Genomic DNA, 19,568 nt, shown 5'->3' with positions numbered 1-19,568 from the left:
TATTTTAGCCTCCATTCAAGTTGCCTACCCCGAATATCCAAACCCCAGGCTAAGCCTAAAAACAACAAAACCATGATCAAAACCCAGGGCCTGACCCGCCGCTTTGGTGACTTTACTGCCGTCCGGGAGGTTTCCTTTGAGTTGCAAGAGGGCCAAACCCTTGCCCTCATCGGCCCAAGTGGCTGCGGCAAAACCACCACCCTTAAAATGCTCAACCGCCTCATCACACCAAGTGCCGGCAACGTTTGGGTAAACGGGCAGGACATCAGCCAGCAGCCGGTAGTGCAGTTGCGGCGTCAAATGGGTTATGTCATTCAGGATATGGGACTGTTCCCGCACTACACCGTGGCAGAGAACATAGCCGTAGTGCCCAGGTTGCTGGGCTGGGAAGTCAGCAAAATCAAAGCCCGGACCGGTGCCTTGCTGGAGCAACTGGGGCTGGATACCGGCGCTTTTGCCCAAAAATACCCGAACGAGCTCAGCGGCGGGCAGCAGCAGCGGGTAGGTATTGCCCGGGCACTGGCTGCCAATCCGCCCATCGTGCTGATGGACGAGCCCTTTGGTGCCCTCGACCCGCTGACCCGGCAGCAAATCCGGCGTGACTTTATGGAGCTGGAGGAGCTGCGCTCCAAGACCACCATTATGGTAACCCACGATATTGAAGAAGCCTTTGAAATGGGCAGCCTCGTGTGCCTGCTCAACCGGGGCGAAGTGCAGCAACTCGCCCCACCGGAAACCCTGTTGCAGTCTCCCGCCAATGAGTTTGTGGCCGACTTTGTGGCGGAAAAAGCCGCACAGCTCGAGTTGCGGTCGGCGAAACTACGGGATATCTTCAGCGAACTGCCCGAAGCGCCGCCATTGCCAGGGAATGCACTGCCCCTATCCCCCACCCTGCCGCTCCTGAGAGCTATCTACCGACTTGCCAAAGCACGGGGCAAACATCCGCTTGGCTCGACCACCTACCAGGGGCAGCAACGCTATTTCACGCTTCCCTTACTTATCGAAGCCTTTAAAAACAACCTTCAGTCATGGGCGAACTAATTACCTTCTTCAGCGATAATCAGGAAAAAGTGATGGAGCAGGTACTTGAGCACATCGGGCTTACCTTTATCTCACTTTTACTGGCCGCCGTTATTGCAATACCCGCAGGCATATTCATCACGCGACGCCCCAGGCTATCCGGTGGCGTGCTGGCTTTTACAGGGATACTACAGACCATTCCAAGCATTGCGTTGCTCGGTTTTCTGATCCCAATTCTGGGCATTGGGCTCAAGCCCGCCATCTTTGCTTTGTTCCTCTATGCCCTGCTGCCCATCTTGCGGAATACTTACACAGGCATTAGCGAAGTGGATGCTGCCGTTAAGGAAGCGGCGCTGGGCATCGGGCTCTCAAAGGGGCAATTGCTGCGGCAGGTGGAGCTGCCCCTTGCCCTTCCGGTCATTTTTGCCGGGCTCCGAACAGCAACGGTGATCAATGTAGGGGTAGCCACCCTCGCTGCTTATATCGGTGCCGGCGGGCTTGGGGAGTTTATCTTTGGAGGCATCGCGCTCAACAACGCCACGATGATCCTCGCCGGAGCACTGCCCGCTGCCCTGCTCGCCATTATCTTTGACCAACTGCTCGCATTGCTGCAAAACACCAACGCACGCAAGCTTTCCAAAGCAGGCAAGCCCCTGCTGCTAATCATCCCGTTGCTCTCTTCCGCCTACTTCTGGCCGCAGGCTTATGCACCGGGCTGGAGCGCCGGTTTCCCACCCGAATTCATGGGCCGCCCCGATGGCTATCAGAAGGTGGTGGACACTTACGGCGTGGATTTCACAACTACCATCCTAAACAATGCTTTAATGTATAAAGCGGTTTACGAGAGTGAAGTGGACGTTATCAGCGGCTATGCTACTGACGGGCGGGTGGAGGCTTTCCGCCTCCGGCAGTTAGAAGATGACCGCCATGCTTTTCCTCCCTATTACTGCGCTCCAATTGTGCAGAAAAAGCTGGCTGAGGAAAATAAAAAACTAACGGAAACACTTAACTTACTCGCAGGCCGGATCAATGATTCGGTGATGACCGTGCTGAATCACAGGGTGGATTTCGACAAAATATCGCCTGAACAGGTAGCCCGGGACTTCCTGAAAGCGGAGGGACTTTGGCGGGCAGACCAAAAGCAAGGCGGGGAAACGCTCATCATCGGTTCCAAAATCTTTACCGAGCAGTATATTCTGGTGGAGCTCTTCAGTCAACTCATCAACGGGTACACCGATTATGATGTGGACACCCGCCCGGGGCTGGGAGGTACTAAGATTTGCTTTGATGCCTTGCGCAATGGCGAGATCGACCTTTACCCGGAGTACACCGGGACCGGGCTGCAGGTACTGCTCAACCCACCTCAGGACACCCTTGAGCGCATCATTACACAGCCCGATGCTGTCTACCAGTATGTCAGCCGGGAATTTGAGGCCCAATATGGGCTAAAGTGGCTTGCTCCGCTTGGATTTAACAACACCTATGCCCTGATGATGCGGGAGGCGCAAGCGGAGTCTATGGATATCAAATCTATATCCGACCTCATCCGCCAACAGTAAAAAGCCGGATTTAGAAATCCTTAGCCTGATACCTGACCTCCCCGTCCACCATAGTCATCAACACTTTGGACTCGGGGATTGCTTCGTCCGTACAATTGACGAGGTCATGTGAAAGCACCACAAAGTCAGCCGCTTTACCTTTGGTAACAGAGCCTTTGAAGTCCTCCTCAAAGCCGGCATAAGCATTGCCCAGGGTGTAGGAGTGGATGGCTTCCTCCCGCGTCATCCGTTGCTCCGGGAAGAATTCGAAACCATTATCTGCCCGTTTTCGGGTAACGGAAGCATAGAAGCTCAGCAGCGGGTCCACATCCTCAACCGGGGCGTCTGTGCCATTGGCGATAATGACGCCTTCATCCAGCAGGCTGCGCCAGGGGTAGGCACCAAGCCGGGAGCGCTCTCTGCCCAGTCGCTTTTCCACAAATGGTGCATCGGAGGTACAGTGAATACCCTGCATGGAGGCGATGATGCCCATTTCGCGAAAGCGTGGAATGTCTGCTGTATCGAGATGCTGGGCATGCTCGATGCGCCAGCGGAGATTTTCCTTTTCCGGATTTGCACTGAACTGTTCCTCGTAAATATTGAGGACTACCCGGTTAGCACGGTCGCCGATCGCATGTACGCACATTTGCATATCGTTGTCCATAGCCAGTTGAGCGATATTTTTCACCTCCGGGATGGGTGTGGTGTTTTGCCCGGTGAAGCCTTTCTTATCATTGTAAGCCCGCAACAGCCATGCACCGAAGGCACCAAGGGCACCGTCTACTTCAGACTTGATAGCCCGGCAGGTAAAGTAGTGGTTGCCGATGTCAATTTTCGGATAGCCATCGAGGTTGTCTTTCATCTCATCGTAGCTGTGGCGGACCATCGCCCATAGGCGGAGATCGAGCTCGCCGTCCTCTGCCATTTGCTCGTAGCGCTCGAGTTCGAAGTATTTGGAGCCGGCATCCTGGAATGAGGTAACGCCTTTTTTCAGGCACTCTTCTTCCGCCAACTCAATGGCCCTGTACCACTCCTCTGTCTTTGCCTCCTCAGAAAGACCGGCCCGGTAGTCATCGTACGCCGCATTGATGAGGCTCATGGCCCGTTCTTCAAACACGCCAATCGCTTTGCCGCGGGAGTCCCGCACCACCTCCCCTCCTGAAGGGTCGGGTGTTTCGGCAGTTACGCCGGCAAGTTCCATTGCCTTCGCATTGGCAAACAGGGAATGCCCGCTTGCATGCCGCAGCATAACCGGATTATCAGCTGACACAGCGCTCAGTGCATCGTGATAAGGATAGCCCAGGACTGATGGGCTTGGCGTCTCCGTCCACTTTTCCTGATGCCAGCCACGGCCCACAATCCATTCTCCTGGCTCGGCCTGTGCTGCCGCTTCGGCTACCATCTGCACGATCTCCTCCCAACTGCTGGTGTGGAGAAAATTGAGGTTGATCAGGCTGTACCCGAGACCGGAAAAATGACCATGTCCCTCTATAAAACCAGGCATCATAAAGCGCCCCTGCAGATCAATAACTTCGGTACTGTCCCCCCGGAGTGCCATTAGATCAGCGGTGCTCCCCACATCTATGATACGGCCTCCCCTGAGAGCAACCGCCTCAGCGCCGGGCAACAAAGTGTCCACGGTGTAAATATTGCCATTGATAATCAGCGTATCGGCAAACTGATCAACGGAAAGGCTTTGGCTACAGCCCGTACCTAAAGCCAGGAGCAGGAAAAAGGAAAGGAGTCGGTTCATACTAATTCATTATTTGAAGGGCTCAAAATAACGAACTTTCGGCAAACTAATGCCGGTAGCCCTTCCAGGTCCCGCCGTATCGGTACCCCGGTCGTTTTTGATGTTGCTCACAACAGCTTTTACAGACAAAAACCCAGGGGCCCTTCTTTTGAAGCTGCACCCTGTACAACGTAGTTTCCTCCCGATTACAGGTATTACAGATCTTTGTTTTCATATTTATAGTTCTCCAAGGCAGGATTTGTGCAAAGTTGACGCAGGTATTTTTTTCGCTCGCAAGGCGAAAAACGCAGGCATCCGTACGGACGGCGAGGCTTTTCAACGCAGCGAGCGGAAAAAAGAGCAAGTCAAAATGCATTAATCTCGCCCTGGAGAACTATAAACACAAATGTGAATGAGGAGCAACAGTTTCAAAAAATCAGAAGAAATTTAACAGGGATTTTGAAACCCAATAAAATCCCTGACGTATTAAATGTAGAAATATTAGAAATTACCTTATATTTACTCCCCCCTACTGAGAGCATTATATCTATCTTACCAAGATCGCATAACGCACAACACTTCCCCACAACACTAAGACAGCAAAATAGAACACGCTATACACCAGCCTTGTGGAATAGGTTGGCATTAATTAATTGACAACATCAAACAGATATGCCCAAAAACAGAGTATCAGGCCTGTGCCTGCCGCTCTGCCTTTTGCTACTTAATCTGTCATAGTATACTGTAGAGGGCGCGGGGTTTTAGTATCTGTTTGGGTTCTTAAAGTTTTTAAAACCCGAATATTTATGAAGTGTTTGGTACAGTTTCTAGGATTGTTTTTTTTGGCGCTCCCCCCACTTCTGGCACAAAACACCCCCACAGTCTCTCCTTGCGGAGCTATTGCCAGTCCGGCATCCATCCAATTGATGGACAGTCTGCAACAGGACTATGAGAACTATGCTGCCGCCTTTTCCCCCGGCAGCAGTTACAGTATGGTGGATATGGTCCCTGTACAGGTCCACATCATTCGCCGAAGTAACGGCACCGGCGGGATCACGGAAGCGGAGTTCAATACCGGCATGAATGAAGTCAATGACTTTTTCATTAATGCGAACATGGAATTCTTCCAGTGCGCCCCCATCAATTTCATCAACAGCGACACCTACTTCAACTTTAGCATTTCAGAAGAGACCAGTTTCTGGAATACTTATGGCGTAGAGGATGTCCTCAATATTATCATTCCGGGTGGCAGCCTCACGACAAGTTCAGGGGGCGGCCTTTGCGGGTACGCCTATCTTCCCGGCGGCGGGCGGGACCTGATTACCGTTGCCAACAGTTGTTTCCTTTCCGGCGGTAACACCTTTGCACACGAAGTGGGCCACTACTTCGGGCTTTACCATACCCACGGAAAGACCAATTGCGGCGGGCTGACCGATGAGCTTGTTAACGGCTCTAACTGCAGTACCGCTGGCGACGACATCTGCGACACCCCTGCGGACCCCGGCTTGCTGGGCATAGGCTGTACCGGATATGTGGTGTCTAACTGTGTTTACACCGGCAGCTTTACCGATGCAAACGGCGACCCTTATGATCCAGACGTGTCCAATATCATGTCTTATGCTCCTCACAGCTGTCGAAACACCTTCTCCGCCGGCCAGTATGCACGGGCCAGCTTTTACAACACCAACGCCAGAGGCTACCTTTCCTGCGGTACTGCGCCCAGTGTAGGTTCTACCTGTACGGATGCCCAGCCTATTACCACTAATGGAAACTACTTCCCTGACGGGCCCGATGAGGGGAACGGTTGTGTGAACTGTTCGGGAGGTGCTCAGCATGCAGACTGGTTTTATTATGATGCGCCTGCCAATGGAAGTATATCCATCAGCAGCTGCCTGAATGATGTGAATACCCGGCTTTGGGTTTACACCGGCTCCTGCGGCAACCTCACCCCAATTGACAATAGCGATGACGACTGCGCTATCAGCCAAAGCGGGCCGAATCTTGCCAGTGAGGTCATCCTGAATGTAACGGCTGGTACCCGCTATTACTTTGAATGGGACGACCGCTGGTCTGCCGACAATTTTGGTTTTTCCTTTTCCTATACGACTCCCTGCAGCCCACCCTCTAATGTAGAAACGGTTTCAGCTGATTACTCTCATATCACTCAGGATTGGGAAGCGGTACCCGGCGCACAAGGCTATAATGTAAGGTACCGCACCGTTCCAACTGCCCCATGGACGGTCGAGCAGGGGCTGGTCCAAAGCGAACATACTATGGAGAACCTGTCTCCTTGTAATACGCTGGAGTGGCAGGTGCAGTCTGTTTGCAACGGCATCCCCAGTATCTGGAGCAGTCCTTATACTATTAGCACTACGGGGTGTTCAGATGCCTATTGCTATTCCTACGGCAACAGTTGGAGTGCCTGGATCACCAGTGTAGCCTTAAGTAACTTATCCAATAACTCAGGCAACGGCAATGGATACTCCAACTTCACCAATTTAACTGCTAATGTGGTACAGGGACAGTCCTATACGCTCATCATGAATTCCGATGACGAATTCGTGGCTCCCGTTTACTGGCGGGTATGGGCAGACCTTAACCAGGACAGCGACTTTGAAGACCCGGGGGAGCTTTTGCTTTCTGCGGCCACGAACAGTAGTTCATTGGTCTCCGGGGCGATCACGATTCCCGCCGGAAGCAATATCGGAAACACCCGGCTGCGCATTAGTATGGACCGCAACAACTTCCCCGGGCCCTGCTCCACCGGTGGGTTCACAGATGTAGAAGACTACAGCCTGAACATACAGCCTGGTTTTTGCAGTACTCCCTCGGCTCCATCCGTCAGCAATATTGGCTACGCTTCTGCTCAAATTGCCTGGTCGCCTTCTCCCGGCGCCAGCGCTTATCAGATCAGGTACCGGACTGTGGGCAGTTTCACCTGGTCCACAACTTCATGGCTAACTGATACGACAGATTACCTCTACAACCTCATCCCTTGTTCAGACTACCAGGTGGAGATCAGATCGGACTGTGGCAGCAACTTTAGTGACTTTTCTGCTACTTCAGCATTCTCCACCATTGGATGTGATGACGATTATTGCTACTCCTATGGTAACAGCCGAAATATCTGGATAGACCGGGTCAACATAGGCGCCATCAATAATATTTCCGGCAATGACCATGGATACGGCCATTATACCCATCTCAATACCAGTGTACAGCCAGGAAATAGCTACCCCTTGTTCCTGCAGGCTCAGGGGCTTTCTTCAAGTACGCTGGTTTACTGGAGGGTGTGGGTTGATTTAAACCAGGATGATGACTTTAATGATGCAGGCGAACAGCTTTATCAGGGCACGAGTGGCAGTCAGGGATCTCTCAGCGGCCAGCTCTCCATCCCAGGCGGCCTGTCTTCAGGCAGTACCCGTATGCGGATTGCAGTGAGCACCGGTGGCTACAGCGCCCCTTGTGCTACCGGAGGGATCCGCGAAGTAGAGGATTACCAGCTGACCATAAATAATCCGGATTTTCTGACTATCACACCAGGTAGCCTTAGCATACCGCATACCGGAGGCACTGCCGGCTTCAGTATTGAGTCTAATACCAACTGGCAAATAATGGAAAATGCTCCATGGCTGTCTGCTAGTCCGCTGAGCGGTCTGGGCAACGGGATTGTGACCCTAACCGCCACGCCTAATTTAAGCACCAATAACCGTTCGGTGAATGTTCTTGTTACTGGCGACGGCGTGGCAGACCAGATTGTAGCCGTGACTCAAACTGGTGCCCCTGCCAATATCGCTATGACCCCTGCTTCTCAGGTAGTTACCGCTCCGGCAGGCCAAACCACTGTTCAGGTAACCTCCAATGTAAGCTGGACGCTAACCTCCAGTCAGAGCTGGGCAACGCTTTCTCAGAGCTCCGGATCGGGGAATGCAACCATTACCATTTCCTACGATGAGAATACGTCATCAACCCAGCGAACGGCAACCTTGACCCTCAACAGTCCGGGGCAGCCCGCACAAACAGCTACCATCCTGCAAAACGCAGCAGCCACCGGCCCGGTACTAACAGTGAGCCCTGCCAACCAGCAAGTAGGGGCTCCTGCCGGGCAAACTACGGTGTCAGTAAGTTCAAACGTAAGCTGGACCGCTAACACCAGTCAGTCCTGGGCAACCCTTTCTGCTGCTTCAGGGAGTGGGAACCAGACCCTCGTGGTAACCTATACAGCAAACACCTCCGGCAACCCGCGTTCTGTGATGGTGATCCTCAATACGCCTGGTTTGCCCCCCCAGACGGCAACCATCACTCAGGCTGCGGGGACTGCTGCAACCCTGAGCGTCACCCCGGCCAGCATAACGGTAGAACACCCGGCAAACTGTGTCTCTTTTTCAGTAGCCAGCAATACTTCCTGGACAGCTACTGCTCAGACCGCCTGGGTCACTTCCGTGAATCCTATCAGTGGCACAGGAAACGGGACCATTACTGTATGCTATGAGGAGAACAACAGCGGCTCCTTGCGTATTGCCAGTATTGGGTTTTCAGGAGGTGGTGTTTCAACTACAGCGACCATCAACCAAAACCCGGAATCTACCGTTGCGCCATGGCCCGTGAACCCCACGGGTATTACCCATACCGTTGTCCTTCCAGATACGCTCTACAGCGACTTAGATGGTGGCATTCTCAGCCCCACTGACTGGATCGGTTTTTTCTATGACGACAACGGGACAGTGCGTTGCGCCGGTGCCGGGCAATGGGACCCCAACAACAATACTGCTGTAACCGTTTACGGCGATGATGCCCAAACGCCTGCAAAAGATGGTTTTGACGAAGGAGAATTTTTCCAGATCCGCGTACTGCAGTCCATCACTCAGGACACAGTCGATGCACAGGGAGCTTTTGCTCCTATCGATAATATCATTTCCCACACCAACCGCTTTGCACTGGACGGACTGAGCAAACTCGACAGTATTTTCATCCCCACCTCCGGAGCACCCTGGACGGTTACGGTGACAGGCAACAACCACAGTGTAATCGTACCCGACGACTTGTTTAGCAGCATTGACGGACAGCCACTGAGCACGGATGACTGGATCGGCTTCTTCTATACCGATACAGACACCATGCGCTGTGCAGGCTACGGCCAGTGGAATCCACAAAATAATACCGTGATCACCGTTTACGGAGACGACAGCCAGACGCCGGAGAAAGACGGGTTTGCACCAGGAGAGACGTTTACAGTCATGGTTTGGCGCACCGCTGAGTCTGCTGCCTACGAAGCGACCGCAACCTATGCCCCAACGGATATTCTCATTACCCATACGGACAGCTATGCCAGCGATGGCATCAGTGCACTGGAAAGCCTGACGGTAACGCTGGATATTTCGCTGGATATCACCCTGGATGTGGGCTGGAATACCATATCCAGCTATGTGATGCCGGAAGACCTCGCCATTGACCAGATTTTCAGCCCGGTGGCTACGGATGTTATTATTGTAAAGGATGGGGTTGGCAACTCTTATATCCCCACATTTAACATTAATGATATCGGAAACTGGGATATGCTGCAAGGCTACCAGGTCAAAATGGCGAACACCAGAGTGCTTTCCATCACCGGAGAGCAGATGGATCCCCAGACGGAAATCCCTCTTAGTGCAGGCTGGCAGATTGTAGCCTATCTCAGAAACAGCCCCTCGCCTATTGCCGGCGAACTTGCAGGAATCGGCTCTAATCTGCTGATTGCAAAGAATGGAACCGGGGATACTTACATTCCTGCGTTAAATATTGACGATATCGGAAGTATGGTACCGGGAAGAGGCTATCATCTCCGGCTTACTGCTGAAGACACCCTGATCTACAGCCCTAACTCTCTGATCGGCCCCGATTTGAATGCGCTTTATGCAGCACCCGGGGGCACACCAGAAGCCGCGCTGGAAATGCGTGCAGTGGCAGGGTTGCAGCCTACCGGCAACAGTGCAACGCTTATCCTTCCAGCCTCAGTTGCTGCCCGCTGGTTACTACCAGGAGACGAAGTTGCCGTTACGGATGCAGTAGGGAACGTTTTTGGGCGCAACCGGTACGAAGGTGAACATTTTGCCATAACCATCTGGGGAGATGATGAAGCCACGCCACACCTGCAGGAAGCGCTGAAAAACGGTCAACCCTACTTCATTCAGTTATGGAGAGGCGGACAACAATCAACAGCCTTCTACCAACCGCTGTTTGAAAGCGGGCAGGCAGCCAGATACCGGCAGGATGATGTGCTGGTTATCAGTGGGCTGGAAGCGGCAGCATTTGCGGATAATAAGCCACAAGTGGCTCCTAATCCGGTGCGGGACCTTTTGAGCATTGGGCACTACACTACAGCTGCAGGCCCGGTTGAATACCGGCTCTTCAGTCTGGACGGCAGCCTATTGCTCCGTGGGGCGCAAACAGCAACTTCAGCCGGATGGCAACAATACCAAATGAACCTGAAGCAACTGCCGGCAGGCAGCTATCTTCTGCAAGTCACAGATGCCGAGTCGACCTTCAGCCAGCAAGTGTTCAAACAGTAACTGTACCTTCGCCATGCTCAAAATGGCGATAACCTCAATTCTAACGGGGCTGCCTTGCGCAGCCCCTTTTTTGTATATTGCCTGCAAAACAAAATATTATGCGGCAAGTAAAACTGCGGATTACCGGCAAGGTACAAGGGGTATTCTTCAGAGCCTCCACACTGGAGAAGGCACAACAGCTTCATATAAAAGGCTGGGTGAAAAACGAGCCGGATGGCAGCGTTTCCGCTGTGGGACAGGGGCCCGATTCGAGCCTTCAAAACTGGATAGACTGGTGCAGGGAGGGCCCTTCGGAAGCCCGCGTCGAATCCGTAGAAGTTGAAGAACAACCCATTTCGGCTTTGCAGCAATTTGAGATTATCAGATAACCAACTTATGCAGATCAATATCCGTCCGGGCACCGCAAAGGACCTGCCTGCCATTCATAACCTCGTACTGGAGTTAGCCGAATATGAAAAGGCTGCCCATGAATTCACTGCCTCGCTGGAAGACTATCAGCGCGATTTCGGGGAAGGGGTCTTTGAAGTACTGGTTGCAGAGCAGAAGGAAACTATTGTAGGCATGGCTTTATACTATATGACCTACTCTACCTGGAAAGGCAGGATGCTGTACCTGGAGGACTTCGTTGTTCAGGCTGCCTACCGCCGCAAAGGAATCGGAGAGGCTCTGTTTGATGCCTTTCTGGAAACGGCAAAGAGCAAAGACTGCCGGTTGGTGAAATGGCAGGTACTGGACTGGAATAAGCCCGCCATTAATTTTTACAGGAAAAAAGCAGCTACAATTGAGCAGGAGTGGTGGAATGGCAAAATTTTCTTGTAATTGTTAATATTAGTTAATACATTTGATATGAAACTGTTTTCATAAGCAGTCTCGCAAGTCCAGAAAGCTACACAACAAACAAACAAAGGCTGTTACCCTCCCGGCCTTCCTTCCGGTTTGTGGTAATCACCTTATTCATTCAGGTTGATCGCATAGGTGCCTTCTATTCAAGGCCCTAAGTCCTGATTGTTTTTGAATGTACAAAAGCAAGACGGCACTGCCTTGCGCTAAATGATGTCTTTTGACATGATCTGGCAATGTAAGCTAGTGCACTCTGACTTGCTAATTTATAGTGTTTCATAGTGTGAGGGGTAGCCACTTTACGGTGGTTGCTCCTTTTCTTTTGCCCGTTTAGCAGGGAGGTTAGGACTCTCGCACCAGCAATTGTTCAGCAAGAGCCTGTAGTTGCTGTTTACCCTGCTTTGGCGCCTCCAAAGCATCTAATGCGCTAAATGCCCTGTCCTGATATTGCTGTTTTTGCTGCTCTGCCCATGCAGGAATACTGAGCTCCCTTAATATTTGTGTGACCGTACGGACTTTACTGTCTTCGTCTTCCGGGTTTGTCGTCATTAAATGGTGAAGGGTCTTATAGGTTTCCCCTTCGGCAAGCTCCAGCGCTTTAAGGATAAGGAACGTCTTTTTATTCTGCAGTATATCGCCTCCAACCCGCTTACCAACCTTTTCAGGGTCTCCAAAAGTATCCAGGATATCATCCTGAAGCTGAAAGGCAATGCCGATATTTCGCCCGAAGTCACGGAGCTGATGCTGAGCCTCTGGAGGCGCACCGGCAGTAATGCCTCCCATTTGCAGGCTTCCTCCAACAAGAGCTGCCGTTTTGAGCTCAATCATATTGATATATTCCGAAATTGTGACATCATTTCGGGATTCAAAGTCTACATCAAACTGCTGTCCCTCACAAACTTCTATTGCGACTGTATTGAAGACGTCCAGCAAATCGGCCACCTCTTTAGCAGTTTTGCCCCCCTTCGACAGGAACTGATAAGCATAGATCAGCATGACATCACCACTAAGAATGCCCGTATTCAAACCATATTTAGTATGCACGGCGGGACGCCCCCTCCGCAACGGGGCCTCATCCATGATGTCATCATGCACCAGAGAAAAGTTGTGGAAGATTTCCACAGCCATAGCCACAGGCAGGCTGTAAGCCATATCCCCCTTAAATAAAGCGCCCCCCATTAATACCAGGACCGGCCGCAGCCGCTTACCGGAAGAAGACATAATATATTCGACTGGCTCGTAGAGCCTCTGAGGAGCCTGTGAAAAAGCGTGCTGTTGGCGGTAGGCTTCGAAGGAATTACGAAGCGCCTTGATGTCAAGCATAAAAGATATGATGTTTCAACAAAGATAGACAAGCAATATGGTTCCACAAATGCGGAAGGAAGACTATGTTCAAAATTTATGCCCGTCCATAATACACCATTTTTTACAGCCCGCTGATTTGTCTGTAGCCCCACTTCGTAGAAAAGGTGACAGGAAAAACCCTAATTAAGCGCCTTCGTATTCATTATTTTATCAAAATAATTCTAACTTTACAGAGCTATAACAGAAAGCAGGCTCGATAGTAAACAGTACAATTAATTGACAAAGGCTTACGCAGTGCCCCGATCTTCAAAATGCTCTGTACCAAAGCAAATTTGAAAACCGGACGCAGTGGATCAGAGAATCGGATCAAAGCTGAGACCCAATTATTGAAATTGGTAATATGGTCAACAAAACAAAAGCACACAATATCCTCTTAATCGAGGATAACCCGGGGGACGTAAGGCTCACCCAAGAAGCATTTCGGGAAAGCAAAAACGACATAAAGCTTGATGCCGTAACTGATGGCATTGAAGCCATCAAGTACCTTCGTAAAGAGCCTCCTTACGAAAGTGCTCCGCTGCCTGATCTTATCCTACTGGATCTAAATCTGCCTAAATGGGACGGGCGGGAAGTCCTGGGCGTCATCAAATCTGATGAAACACTTAAGCGTACCCCTGTAGTGGTGCTTACGACTTCCAATGCTGGCGTAGATATTCTGAAAAGCTATGACCTGCACGCCAACTGCTTTATCAATAAGCCTATTGACTTTGATAAATTTTTTGAAATCATACATAAGATAGAAGACTTCTGGTTGTCTACTACAATTTTGCCGACCAAGGTATCCTAAACGAAACCTGATCGTGCTTTATCCCGCCGATTATAAAAACCCCCGGTTACACAATCGGAAACATCTGATTATTTTGCAGCCTGGCGCAAACAGCCCTCGTTGTAAACTTGCCGTGAAACACTACGCAGCATTCGCATGAATTATCTAATCGGTATTTGATTTCTGGGTGTGGACAATCAGAACTATGGCAGCCACTTCGGTAGCTGCATCTGGTTCAGTTCCCCTAACGCTGCGGGGAGCTTTACGTATTCTATCCCGCCAGACAACCAAAGCTATTTTTAACCCCGAACCCTATTCAGGAACTGACGAATGGGAGGAATGAAAGAAGCGGTTAATGGTTATGAGCAATAACAATACGAGAATTTTGGTCATTGAAGATTCCGAGTCAGACATTACGCTGCTGGAAGCACTCCTTAAAGAGGCCAATTACAAGCACACTTTGTTCACATCTGACTCTCTGTCAGAAGGGTTGGAAAAGCTATGGGAATGCTCACCGGACATCGTACTGCTCGATCTCAACCTGCTGGACGTTACAGGGTTCAAAACCTTGCAGCAGTTTAGAGAAAAAGCCCCAAATACGCCGGTTATTGTCATGACCGGTTATAAGAATGAGATCATGGGCATTCAGTCCGTAAGAGCAGGCGCTCAGGATTTTCTGGTCAAGGGCACCTTTGACCATCGCCTCCTTGTCAAAACCATTAACTACTCCCTTCAGCGCTTTGCCACACAATCAAAGCTCCAGAAAAAAGCCGATGACCTCAGCAAAAACGAAGAGCGCACCCGAAGGGCGCTTAAGATAGCCAGGTTTGGGCGTTGGGAAATGAATATGGTGGACACTTCCATGCACTGGGACGATGAGATCTTTCGCTTCTTCGGGTTCCAGCCAGGCAGCTTCCTGCCATCACTTTCTGAGTACCTCAAGTACGTTCATGTCAATGACCGGGCAGAGGTAGAGCAATTCTTCGAAGAAGCTATGAGTGACGGCAAGCCCCACACTATCAATCATCGTATTGTCATTGACAACAAGAAAGTCCGCCATGTACAGGTGAATGCGCAGGTCAGCTATGTTGAAAAGGATAGCCAAATGATGCTCCTGGGCAGCATTCAGGATGTTTCCAATCACGCTCCTGAGCCCTCCCCTCCTCAACCTGCTCCGGACAGCGGGCCCGGGCCTGACCCTGAGGAACCGCCAAAACCGGACAAGGAGAATTCCCAGCAAACCCCTGACCACAAGTCAGATAGCCCGGCGCATGAAAACCCTAAAGTGCTATTTTCTGATTTTTCCTATAACCTCAGGACGCCCATCGCCTCCGTGATTAATTTCATTTATCTCCTGGAGGAAACAACGCTTCAGGACCAGCAAAAAGAATATATCAGGGGCATCAAATCCTCTTTGGAAGACCTGAGCTTTGCACTGAACAACTGGATAAACCTCAGTACGCTCCGTACCGAGCAGGTAAACCTGAACTATTCAGAGATTCAAGTTACCAATATGCTGAAAACTGTCCTGGATATCTCTAAAATCAGGGCAGAAAAATCGGGCAGTGATCTAGCCCTGGACGTATCACAGAAATTGCCGGATACCATTATCAGTGACCCTCAGCGGCTTACCCAACTTATTTACAACGCCCTGGAGCTTGCCGTCAACTTCACGGTGCCCGATGCCCAAACCCGTCTTTCGCTGGGCGTCAGGGGCAGCCGAAATACCAACCTTGAGTTATTGGTCCGCTGTATGTTTCAATCTGACGATTTCAACTTCGAGGAAGCCAAAGAAATGATTGAGGATGAAGATATTATTAAGGACCATAGCGTAGAAGCCAGCCGAATGCTCCCCCTCGTCATTGCCAAACAGCTTACCGCCATTATGGGAGGGCAGCTAAAGCCTGTCCGGAAGACCAGCCAAAAGTTCGAGATCAAAATTGAGCTGCCTATTGGAACACCCGAACAACAGCCCAGGTCGTTGCCCGAAACGCCAACGGCTCCGCTCCGTATCCTCTTGGTGGAAGACCATGACCTGCACCGCCTGGCCACCAAGCGAATGCTAACGAATTGGTCGGACAAGGTCACTGTAGATGTGGCTGTAAATGGGCTGGAAGGCGTAAAAATGGCCTCCCGGAACGACTATGATATCATACTGATGGACCTCGAAATGCCTGTGCTGAATGGCATACAGGCCACTATCAAAATCAGAAGCCAGTCCAACACACCCATTATTGCCCTGACCGCCAATGAGTCCAAGCAGGAACAGGAGCGGTGCCAGTCGATTGGCATTAATGATTATGTAGTAAAGCCGGTCAAGCCGGAAGGGCTTTTCAAGAGGGTCTTACAGCAAGTCATTCCCTGATCCATCAACCTTGCCCCCCTTTACTGCGTTGAATGATTGTCGAAAAAGGAAAGGCAATCATGGAAAGTTACGATTTGATTATCATTGGCGGTGGGCCGACAGGGCTCAATTGTGCAATCGCGGCACATAAGGAAGGGCTTAGCCACCTGGTCCTTGAAAAAGGTGTACTCGCCAATTCTATTTATAATTTCCCGGATAACATGACCTTTTTCTCCACTTCCAAACGTCTGGAAATTGGAGATGTCCCTTTTATTTCTCATACCGAGAAGCCCACTCGCCGGGAAGCACTGGAATATTACCGGCGCCTGCAGCAAGCCTGGTCCCTCAATGTGCATACTTACGAGCCTGTGTCAAAAATGGAGCCCGATGGCACTGGCGGCTATCTGATCTCAACTTCAAAGCGCACCTATCAGGCCAGGGCGGCGGTCGTGGCCACTGGCTTCTACGATACCCCAAACATGATGGAGGTGCCCGGTGAAGACCTACCCAAAGTCAAACACTATTACGATGATGCCCACCCCTATGTCGGACAGGAAGTACTTGTGGTTGGAGCTGCTAATTCTGCCTGCCAGGTAGCACTGGAGCTATGGCGCAAAGGGGCAATAGTAACGATGGCAATTCGGGGCAATGCTATATACAAAGGTGTGAAGTACTGGATTAAGCCCGATATTGAAAACCGGATAAAGGAGGGCAGTATTCCTACCTACTGGAACAGCACAGTACAATCCATTCAGGCGGATACTGTAACCCTGCAAACCCCGGAAGGAGAAGTGGAACTGGATAACGATTGGGTGCTTGCCATGACCGGTTACCGCCCGAATTACGACCTGCTATCCAGTCTTGGGCTCGAAATACCAGAGGATGAAGCACGGGTGCCCAATCATAACCCGGAAACATTAGAAACCAGCCTGCCCAATGTTTTTCTGGCGGGCGTGGTCTGCGCTGGTATGAAAACCAATTCACTCTTTATTGAGAATACAAGAGACCACGGCACGGTCATCGCTAAGCAAGTTGCCCGGCGCGTGCCTAAGCTGCAACCGATTTAACGTATGGGGCTAAGCATCCACTACCGGGGCACCCTGACGGACAAACGGCAATCCGCAGCACTGCTCTGCGAGCTCGAAGATATAGGAAAGTCTATGCGCTGGCCCACTCAGGTACTTGACGGACACTGGGACCGCAGACCGGACGCACGCCTGGAGCGCAATAGTGCCGGCCTGCCTGCCTTGGTGGGCGACTCAGGCCTGAAGGGCATTATTCTAAAGGTTCATCAGGACTGCGCCCCTCTTTATTTTTGTTTTAGTGCTTCGGGGGTTTTGACTTCTCCAATACAAGTTGCAGTAAGCGCAGTTGATAATTATGCTGTCACGCCAAATTGGATTACAGTGCACACCCAATCTGCAGGGCCGGAGACCCACGCTGCAATAGTTAGTTTACTACGTTATTTGCAAGAAAAATACTTTCATGACCTGGAGGTAGAAGACGAAAGCGGCTACTGGGAGTCCAGAGACTATCAGGACGTGCTGAGTGAAATGACCCGGGAGCGGTCTGGCAACGAAGAGCTCGCCAGAAAAGCTGCCCGGCTCAAGCGCCGGGAGCAAAAGGATATCGTTGCAAGGATTGACTTGCTACTGCGCAAAATGCGGGACTGGGAAGAAGATTAATTGTCCTATATTTGTTGTTCTATTGTTAGCCACAAAACGAATGACACCTGACATTGCGACTTCCTGAATCAATTAAGGCGCTCAGCATATTGCTGTTGGTAGCAGTATCCATCCGCCTGATCTCCTTTTTCCCATCGGTCATTGATCACGATGAGTCTACCTACCTCGTCATCGCAGATGCCGTATCACAAGGCTACACTTATCAGGTAGACTATATTGATACCAAACCTATAGGTATTTTTCTGGTACTGGCCGCACTAAAGTCTCTGCTTGGCCATGCCATTTGGGGTTACCGGCTCGTTGCGGCCCTGGTACTGGGCCTTACTGCATTTCTGCTCTACCGCGCCAAACGTATACAGGGGAGTAGCTGGGCTGCTGCGCTGTCAGCGGGTATTATTTATCTTATCCTGAATTCATTATTTACACGCTTTGGTGTTTCCCCAAATACAGAGACTTACTTTAATTTGTTCACTGCCGGCGCACTTTTGCTTTTTTTTAAATACCGCAGTTATACTGCTTTTCTGGTAGCCGGCCTGCTGCTGGGCATTGGCTTTGTCATCAAATACGTAGTGCTCTTTGATGGGCTAGCCTTTGGGGCCTTTCTCATGTTCCAGTCTTTGCGCCGGGAGGGCAATGTGGTCAAAGCCCTGAGCAAGGCGCTGACTATGGCGCTGGGTGCAACCATCCCTTTTGCCATGGTAGTCAGCTACTATTATCAGATTGGAGAATTCGACCGCTTTTGGTTTAACTCAATCACGGTAGCCGGGCGCTACCCTTCTTCCCGTGCCTTTTCGCATTACATCGTTTTCTTCTTTGAATTTTTCCTGCGGTTTTTGCCCGTTACGGTCTTGTTTATCATAGGGCTCTGGCACAAAACCGTCAAGCTGTCTGTCCGGCAGTTTGGCCTGATCTGGTCTGTCTTTGCACTGGCCTCCGTGCTGATTCCCGGTAATGCCTTTGGGCATTATTACATTCAGTTTATGCTGCCCTTTAGTTATCTGGCCGGGGAATTCTTCGGGCTGCCCCGGCAGGAGGTACCCCGGTGGCTGCGCTGGATGCGCCACCCGCGAATTGGCTATGCCTTATTGGGCTTACTCTTTGTTACGCACCTCTTGCTTCAAAAGAAAGACTACCTCGACCGCCCGGATAATGTCCGTTACGCTGCTCAATACCTCAATCAGCACCTTGAGCCCGGCGACCGTATCTACACACAGGAGGATCAGGCGATCTATTTCATGACCCGGCGCCTTCCACTCATCCCTTATGTCCACCCTTCCTTGTTTTGGCTGGACAAGCACATCGAAGCCATGGAGATTGATGTGGAGAAAGAAGTGGCGAAAATTGAGGCCGCTGCCCCCCGCTTCATGGTCTTCCGCTATCCCGTCGAAACCGAACGCTTTTCCGCCTACCGGACAGCGCACTACACTCAGGTGGCCAATATTGGCGACTATGTGGTAATTTTTGAGCGCAAAAATTAACAACCTTATTGCACCTTTTCCAAAAAGCCCTTATATTTGCATTCGCTAAAAAGCGGGGAATTAGCTCAGCTGGCTAGAGCGCTTGCATGGCATGCAAGAGGTCACCGGTTCGACTCCGGTATTCTCCACAAGGTTTTTTGCTAAATCATTGCCCTTCAGATATAAAAGTGGCAAATAATAATGGCAAAAGCGGCAAAAATGACCCTTGGTTCTGAATTGGATCAAGGGTCTTATTCGTTTATACAGCTCTCC

Annotated in this window: 13 protein-coding genes and 1 tRNA gene; 12 read left to right on the top strand and 2 right to left on the bottom strand. The window is 50.9% G+C overall.

Annotated elements, in window-relative coordinates; genetic code table 11:
• The first annotated feature begins 72 nt into the window (after positions 1 to 72).
• Entirely contained in the window at positions 73 to 1,041 is a 969-nt protein-coding gene (locus IX84_RS16895; protein ID WP_044223424.1) for an ABC transporter ATP-binding protein, read from the top strand.
• Complete coding sequence (locus IX84_RS16890; RefSeq protein WP_044223421.1) at positions 1,029 to 2,579, top strand: ABC transporter permease/substrate-binding protein; 1,551 nt, start codon at positions 1,029 to 1,031, stop codon at positions 2,577 to 2,579. Before IX84_RS16895 ends, IX84_RS16890 begins: the two co-directional genes overlap by 13 nt.
• Positions 2,580 to 2,589: 10 nt before the next feature.
• On the opposite strand, the gene IX84_RS16885 is transcribed toward IX84_RS16890, so the two are convergent.
• Complete coding sequence (locus IX84_RS16885; protein ID WP_044223419.1) at positions 2,590 to 4,311, bottom strand: amidohydrolase; 1,722 nt, start codon at positions 4,309 to 4,311, stop codon at positions 2,590 to 2,592.
• A gap of 49 nt (positions 4,312 to 4,360) precedes the next feature.
• Here IX84_RS16885 and IX84_RS33405 point away from each other — a divergent pair, with 49 nt between their 5' ends.
• From IX84_RS33405 to IX84_RS16865, 4 genes are all read left to right on the top strand, one after another.
• Positions 4,361 to 4,669 carry a hypothetical protein gene (locus IX84_RS33405; protein ID WP_044223417.1) on the top strand — a complete coding sequence of 103 codons (309 nt, stop codon included), beginning with the start codon at positions 4,361 to 4,363 and terminating at the stop codon, positions 4,667 to 4,669.
• 427 nt (positions 4,670 to 5,096) lie between these two features.
• On the top strand, positions 5,097 to 10,838 hold the full coding sequence (locus IX84_RS16875) for a BACON domain-containing protein (RefSeq protein WP_044223415.1): 5,742 nt from the start codon (positions 5,097 to 5,099) through the stop codon (positions 10,836 to 10,838).
• A 98-nt stretch (positions 10,839 to 10,936) separates the two neighbouring features.
• Positions 10,937 to 11,206 carry an acylphosphatase gene (locus IX84_RS16870; protein WP_044223413.1) on the top strand — a complete coding sequence of 90 codons (270 nt, stop codon included), beginning with the start codon at positions 10,937 to 10,939 and terminating at the stop codon, positions 11,204 to 11,206.
• A gap of 7 nt (positions 11,207 to 11,213) precedes the next feature.
• Positions 11,214 to 11,657, top strand: a complete 444-nt coding sequence (locus tag IX84_RS16865) for a GNAT family N-acetyltransferase (RefSeq protein ID WP_044223411.1) — start codon at positions 11,214 to 11,216, stop codon at positions 11,655 to 11,657.
• A 363-nt stretch (positions 11,658 to 12,020) separates the two neighbouring features.
• On the opposite strand, the gene IX84_RS16860 is transcribed toward IX84_RS16865, so the two are convergent.
• The gene (locus IX84_RS16860) at positions 12,021 to 13,001 is read right to left on the bottom strand and encodes a polyprenyl synthetase family protein (protein WP_044223409.1); all 981 of its coding nucleotides are present in this window, start codon (positions 12,999 to 13,001) and stop codon (positions 12,021 to 12,023) included.
• Between the two features lie 382 nt (positions 13,002 to 13,383).
• On the opposite strand from IX84_RS16860, the gene IX84_RS16855 reads away from it, so the two are divergent.
• The 6 genes from IX84_RS16855 (at position 13,384) to IX84_RS16830 (ending at position 19,444) form a co-directional block, all read left to right on the top strand.
• A complete protein-coding gene (locus IX84_RS16855) occupies positions 13,384 to 13,830 on the top strand; it encodes a response regulator (protein ID WP_044223407.1) in 447 nt (148 codons plus the stop codon).
• 340 nt (positions 13,831 to 14,170) lie between these two features.
• The gene (locus tag IX84_RS16850) at positions 14,171 to 16,174 is read left to right on the top strand and encodes a response regulator (RefSeq protein WP_160213811.1); all 2,004 of its coding nucleotides are present in this window, start codon (positions 14,171 to 14,173) and stop codon (positions 16,172 to 16,174) included.
• 59 nt (positions 16,175 to 16,233) lie between these two features.
• Positions 16,234 to 17,220 carry a YpdA family putative bacillithiol disulfide reductase gene (locus tag IX84_RS16845; protein WP_044223848.1) on the top strand — a complete coding sequence of 329 codons (987 nt, stop codon included), beginning with the start codon at positions 16,234 to 16,236 and terminating at the stop codon, positions 17,218 to 17,220.
• Between the two features lie 3 nt (positions 17,221 to 17,223).
• Positions 17,224 to 17,838, top strand: coding sequence for a hypothetical protein (locus tag IX84_RS16840; RefSeq protein WP_044223403.1), 615 nt, complete (start codon positions 17,224 to 17,226; stop codon positions 17,836 to 17,838).
• A 53-nt stretch (positions 17,839 to 17,891) separates the two neighbouring features.
• Positions 17,892 to 19,316 (top strand): ArnT family glycosyltransferase, encoded by a 1,425-nt coding sequence (locus tag IX84_RS16835; protein ID WP_044223401.1) that lies wholly within the window; start codon positions 17,892 to 17,894, stop codon positions 19,314 to 19,316.
• A 54-nt stretch (positions 19,317 to 19,370) separates the two neighbouring features.
• A tRNA-Ala gene (locus IX84_RS16830) sits at positions 19,371 to 19,444 on the top strand.
• The last annotated feature ends 124 nt before the right edge of the window (positions 19,445 to 19,568 follow it).

The organism is Phaeodactylibacter xiamenensis (assembly GCF_000759025.1).
In the GTDB taxonomy this organism is placed as follows: domain Bacteria; phylum Bacteroidota; class Bacteroidia; order Chitinophagales; family Saprospiraceae; genus Phaeodactylibacter; species Phaeodactylibacter xiamenensis.
The sequence above is the reverse complement of the archived record's forward strand: the minus strand, read 5'-3'. Positions and strand labels throughout refer to the sequence as shown.

What these genes read in the sequence shown, in the direction of transcription:
- IX84_RS16865 (WP_044223411.1), top strand. Translation starts at nt 11,214, where the DNA reads ATGCAGATCAATATCCGTCCGGGCACCGCAAAGGACCTGCCTGCCATT.
- IX84_RS16845 (WP_044223848.1), top strand. Translation starts at nt 16,234, where the DNA reads ATGGAAAGTTACGATTTGATTATCATTGGCGGTGGGCCGACAGGGCTC.
- IX84_RS16850 (WP_160213811.1), top strand. Translation starts at nt 14,171, where the DNA reads ATGAGCAATAACAATACGAGAATTTTGGTCATTGAAGATTCCGAGTCA.
- IX84_RS16895 (WP_044223424.1), top strand. Translation starts at nt 73, where the DNA reads ATGATCAAAACCCAGGGCCTGACCCGCCGCTTTGGTGACTTTACTGCC.
- IX84_RS16890 (WP_044223421.1), top strand. Translation starts at nt 1,029, where the DNA reads ATGGGCGAACTAATTACCTTCTTCAGCGATAATCAGGAAAAAGTGATG.
- IX84_RS33405 (WP_044223417.1), top strand. Translation starts at nt 4,361, where the DNA reads ATGCCGGTAGCCCTTCCAGGTCCCGCCGTATCGGTACCCCGGTCGTTT.
- IX84_RS16885 (WP_044223419.1), bottom strand. Translation starts at nt 4,311, where the DNA reads ATGAACCGACTCCTTTCCTTTTTCCTGCTCCTGGCTTTAGGTACGGGC.
- IX84_RS16840 (WP_044223403.1), top strand. Translation starts at nt 17,224, where the DNA reads ATGGGGCTAAGCATCCACTACCGGGGCACCCTGACGGACAAACGGCAA.
- IX84_RS16860 (WP_044223409.1), bottom strand. Translation starts at nt 13,001, where the DNA reads ATGCTTGACATCAAGGCGCTTCGTAATTCCTTCGAAGCCTACCGCCAA.
- IX84_RS16875 (WP_044223415.1), top strand. Translation starts at nt 5,097, where the DNA reads ATGAAGTGTTTGGTACAGTTTCTAGGATTGTTTTTTTTGGCGCTCCCC.
- IX84_RS16855 (WP_044223407.1), top strand. Translation starts at nt 13,384, where the DNA reads ATGGTCAACAAAACAAAAGCACACAATATCCTCTTAATCGAGGATAAC.
- IX84_RS16870 (WP_044223413.1), top strand. Translation starts at nt 10,937, where the DNA reads ATGCGGCAAGTAAAACTGCGGATTACCGGCAAGGTACAAGGGGTATTC.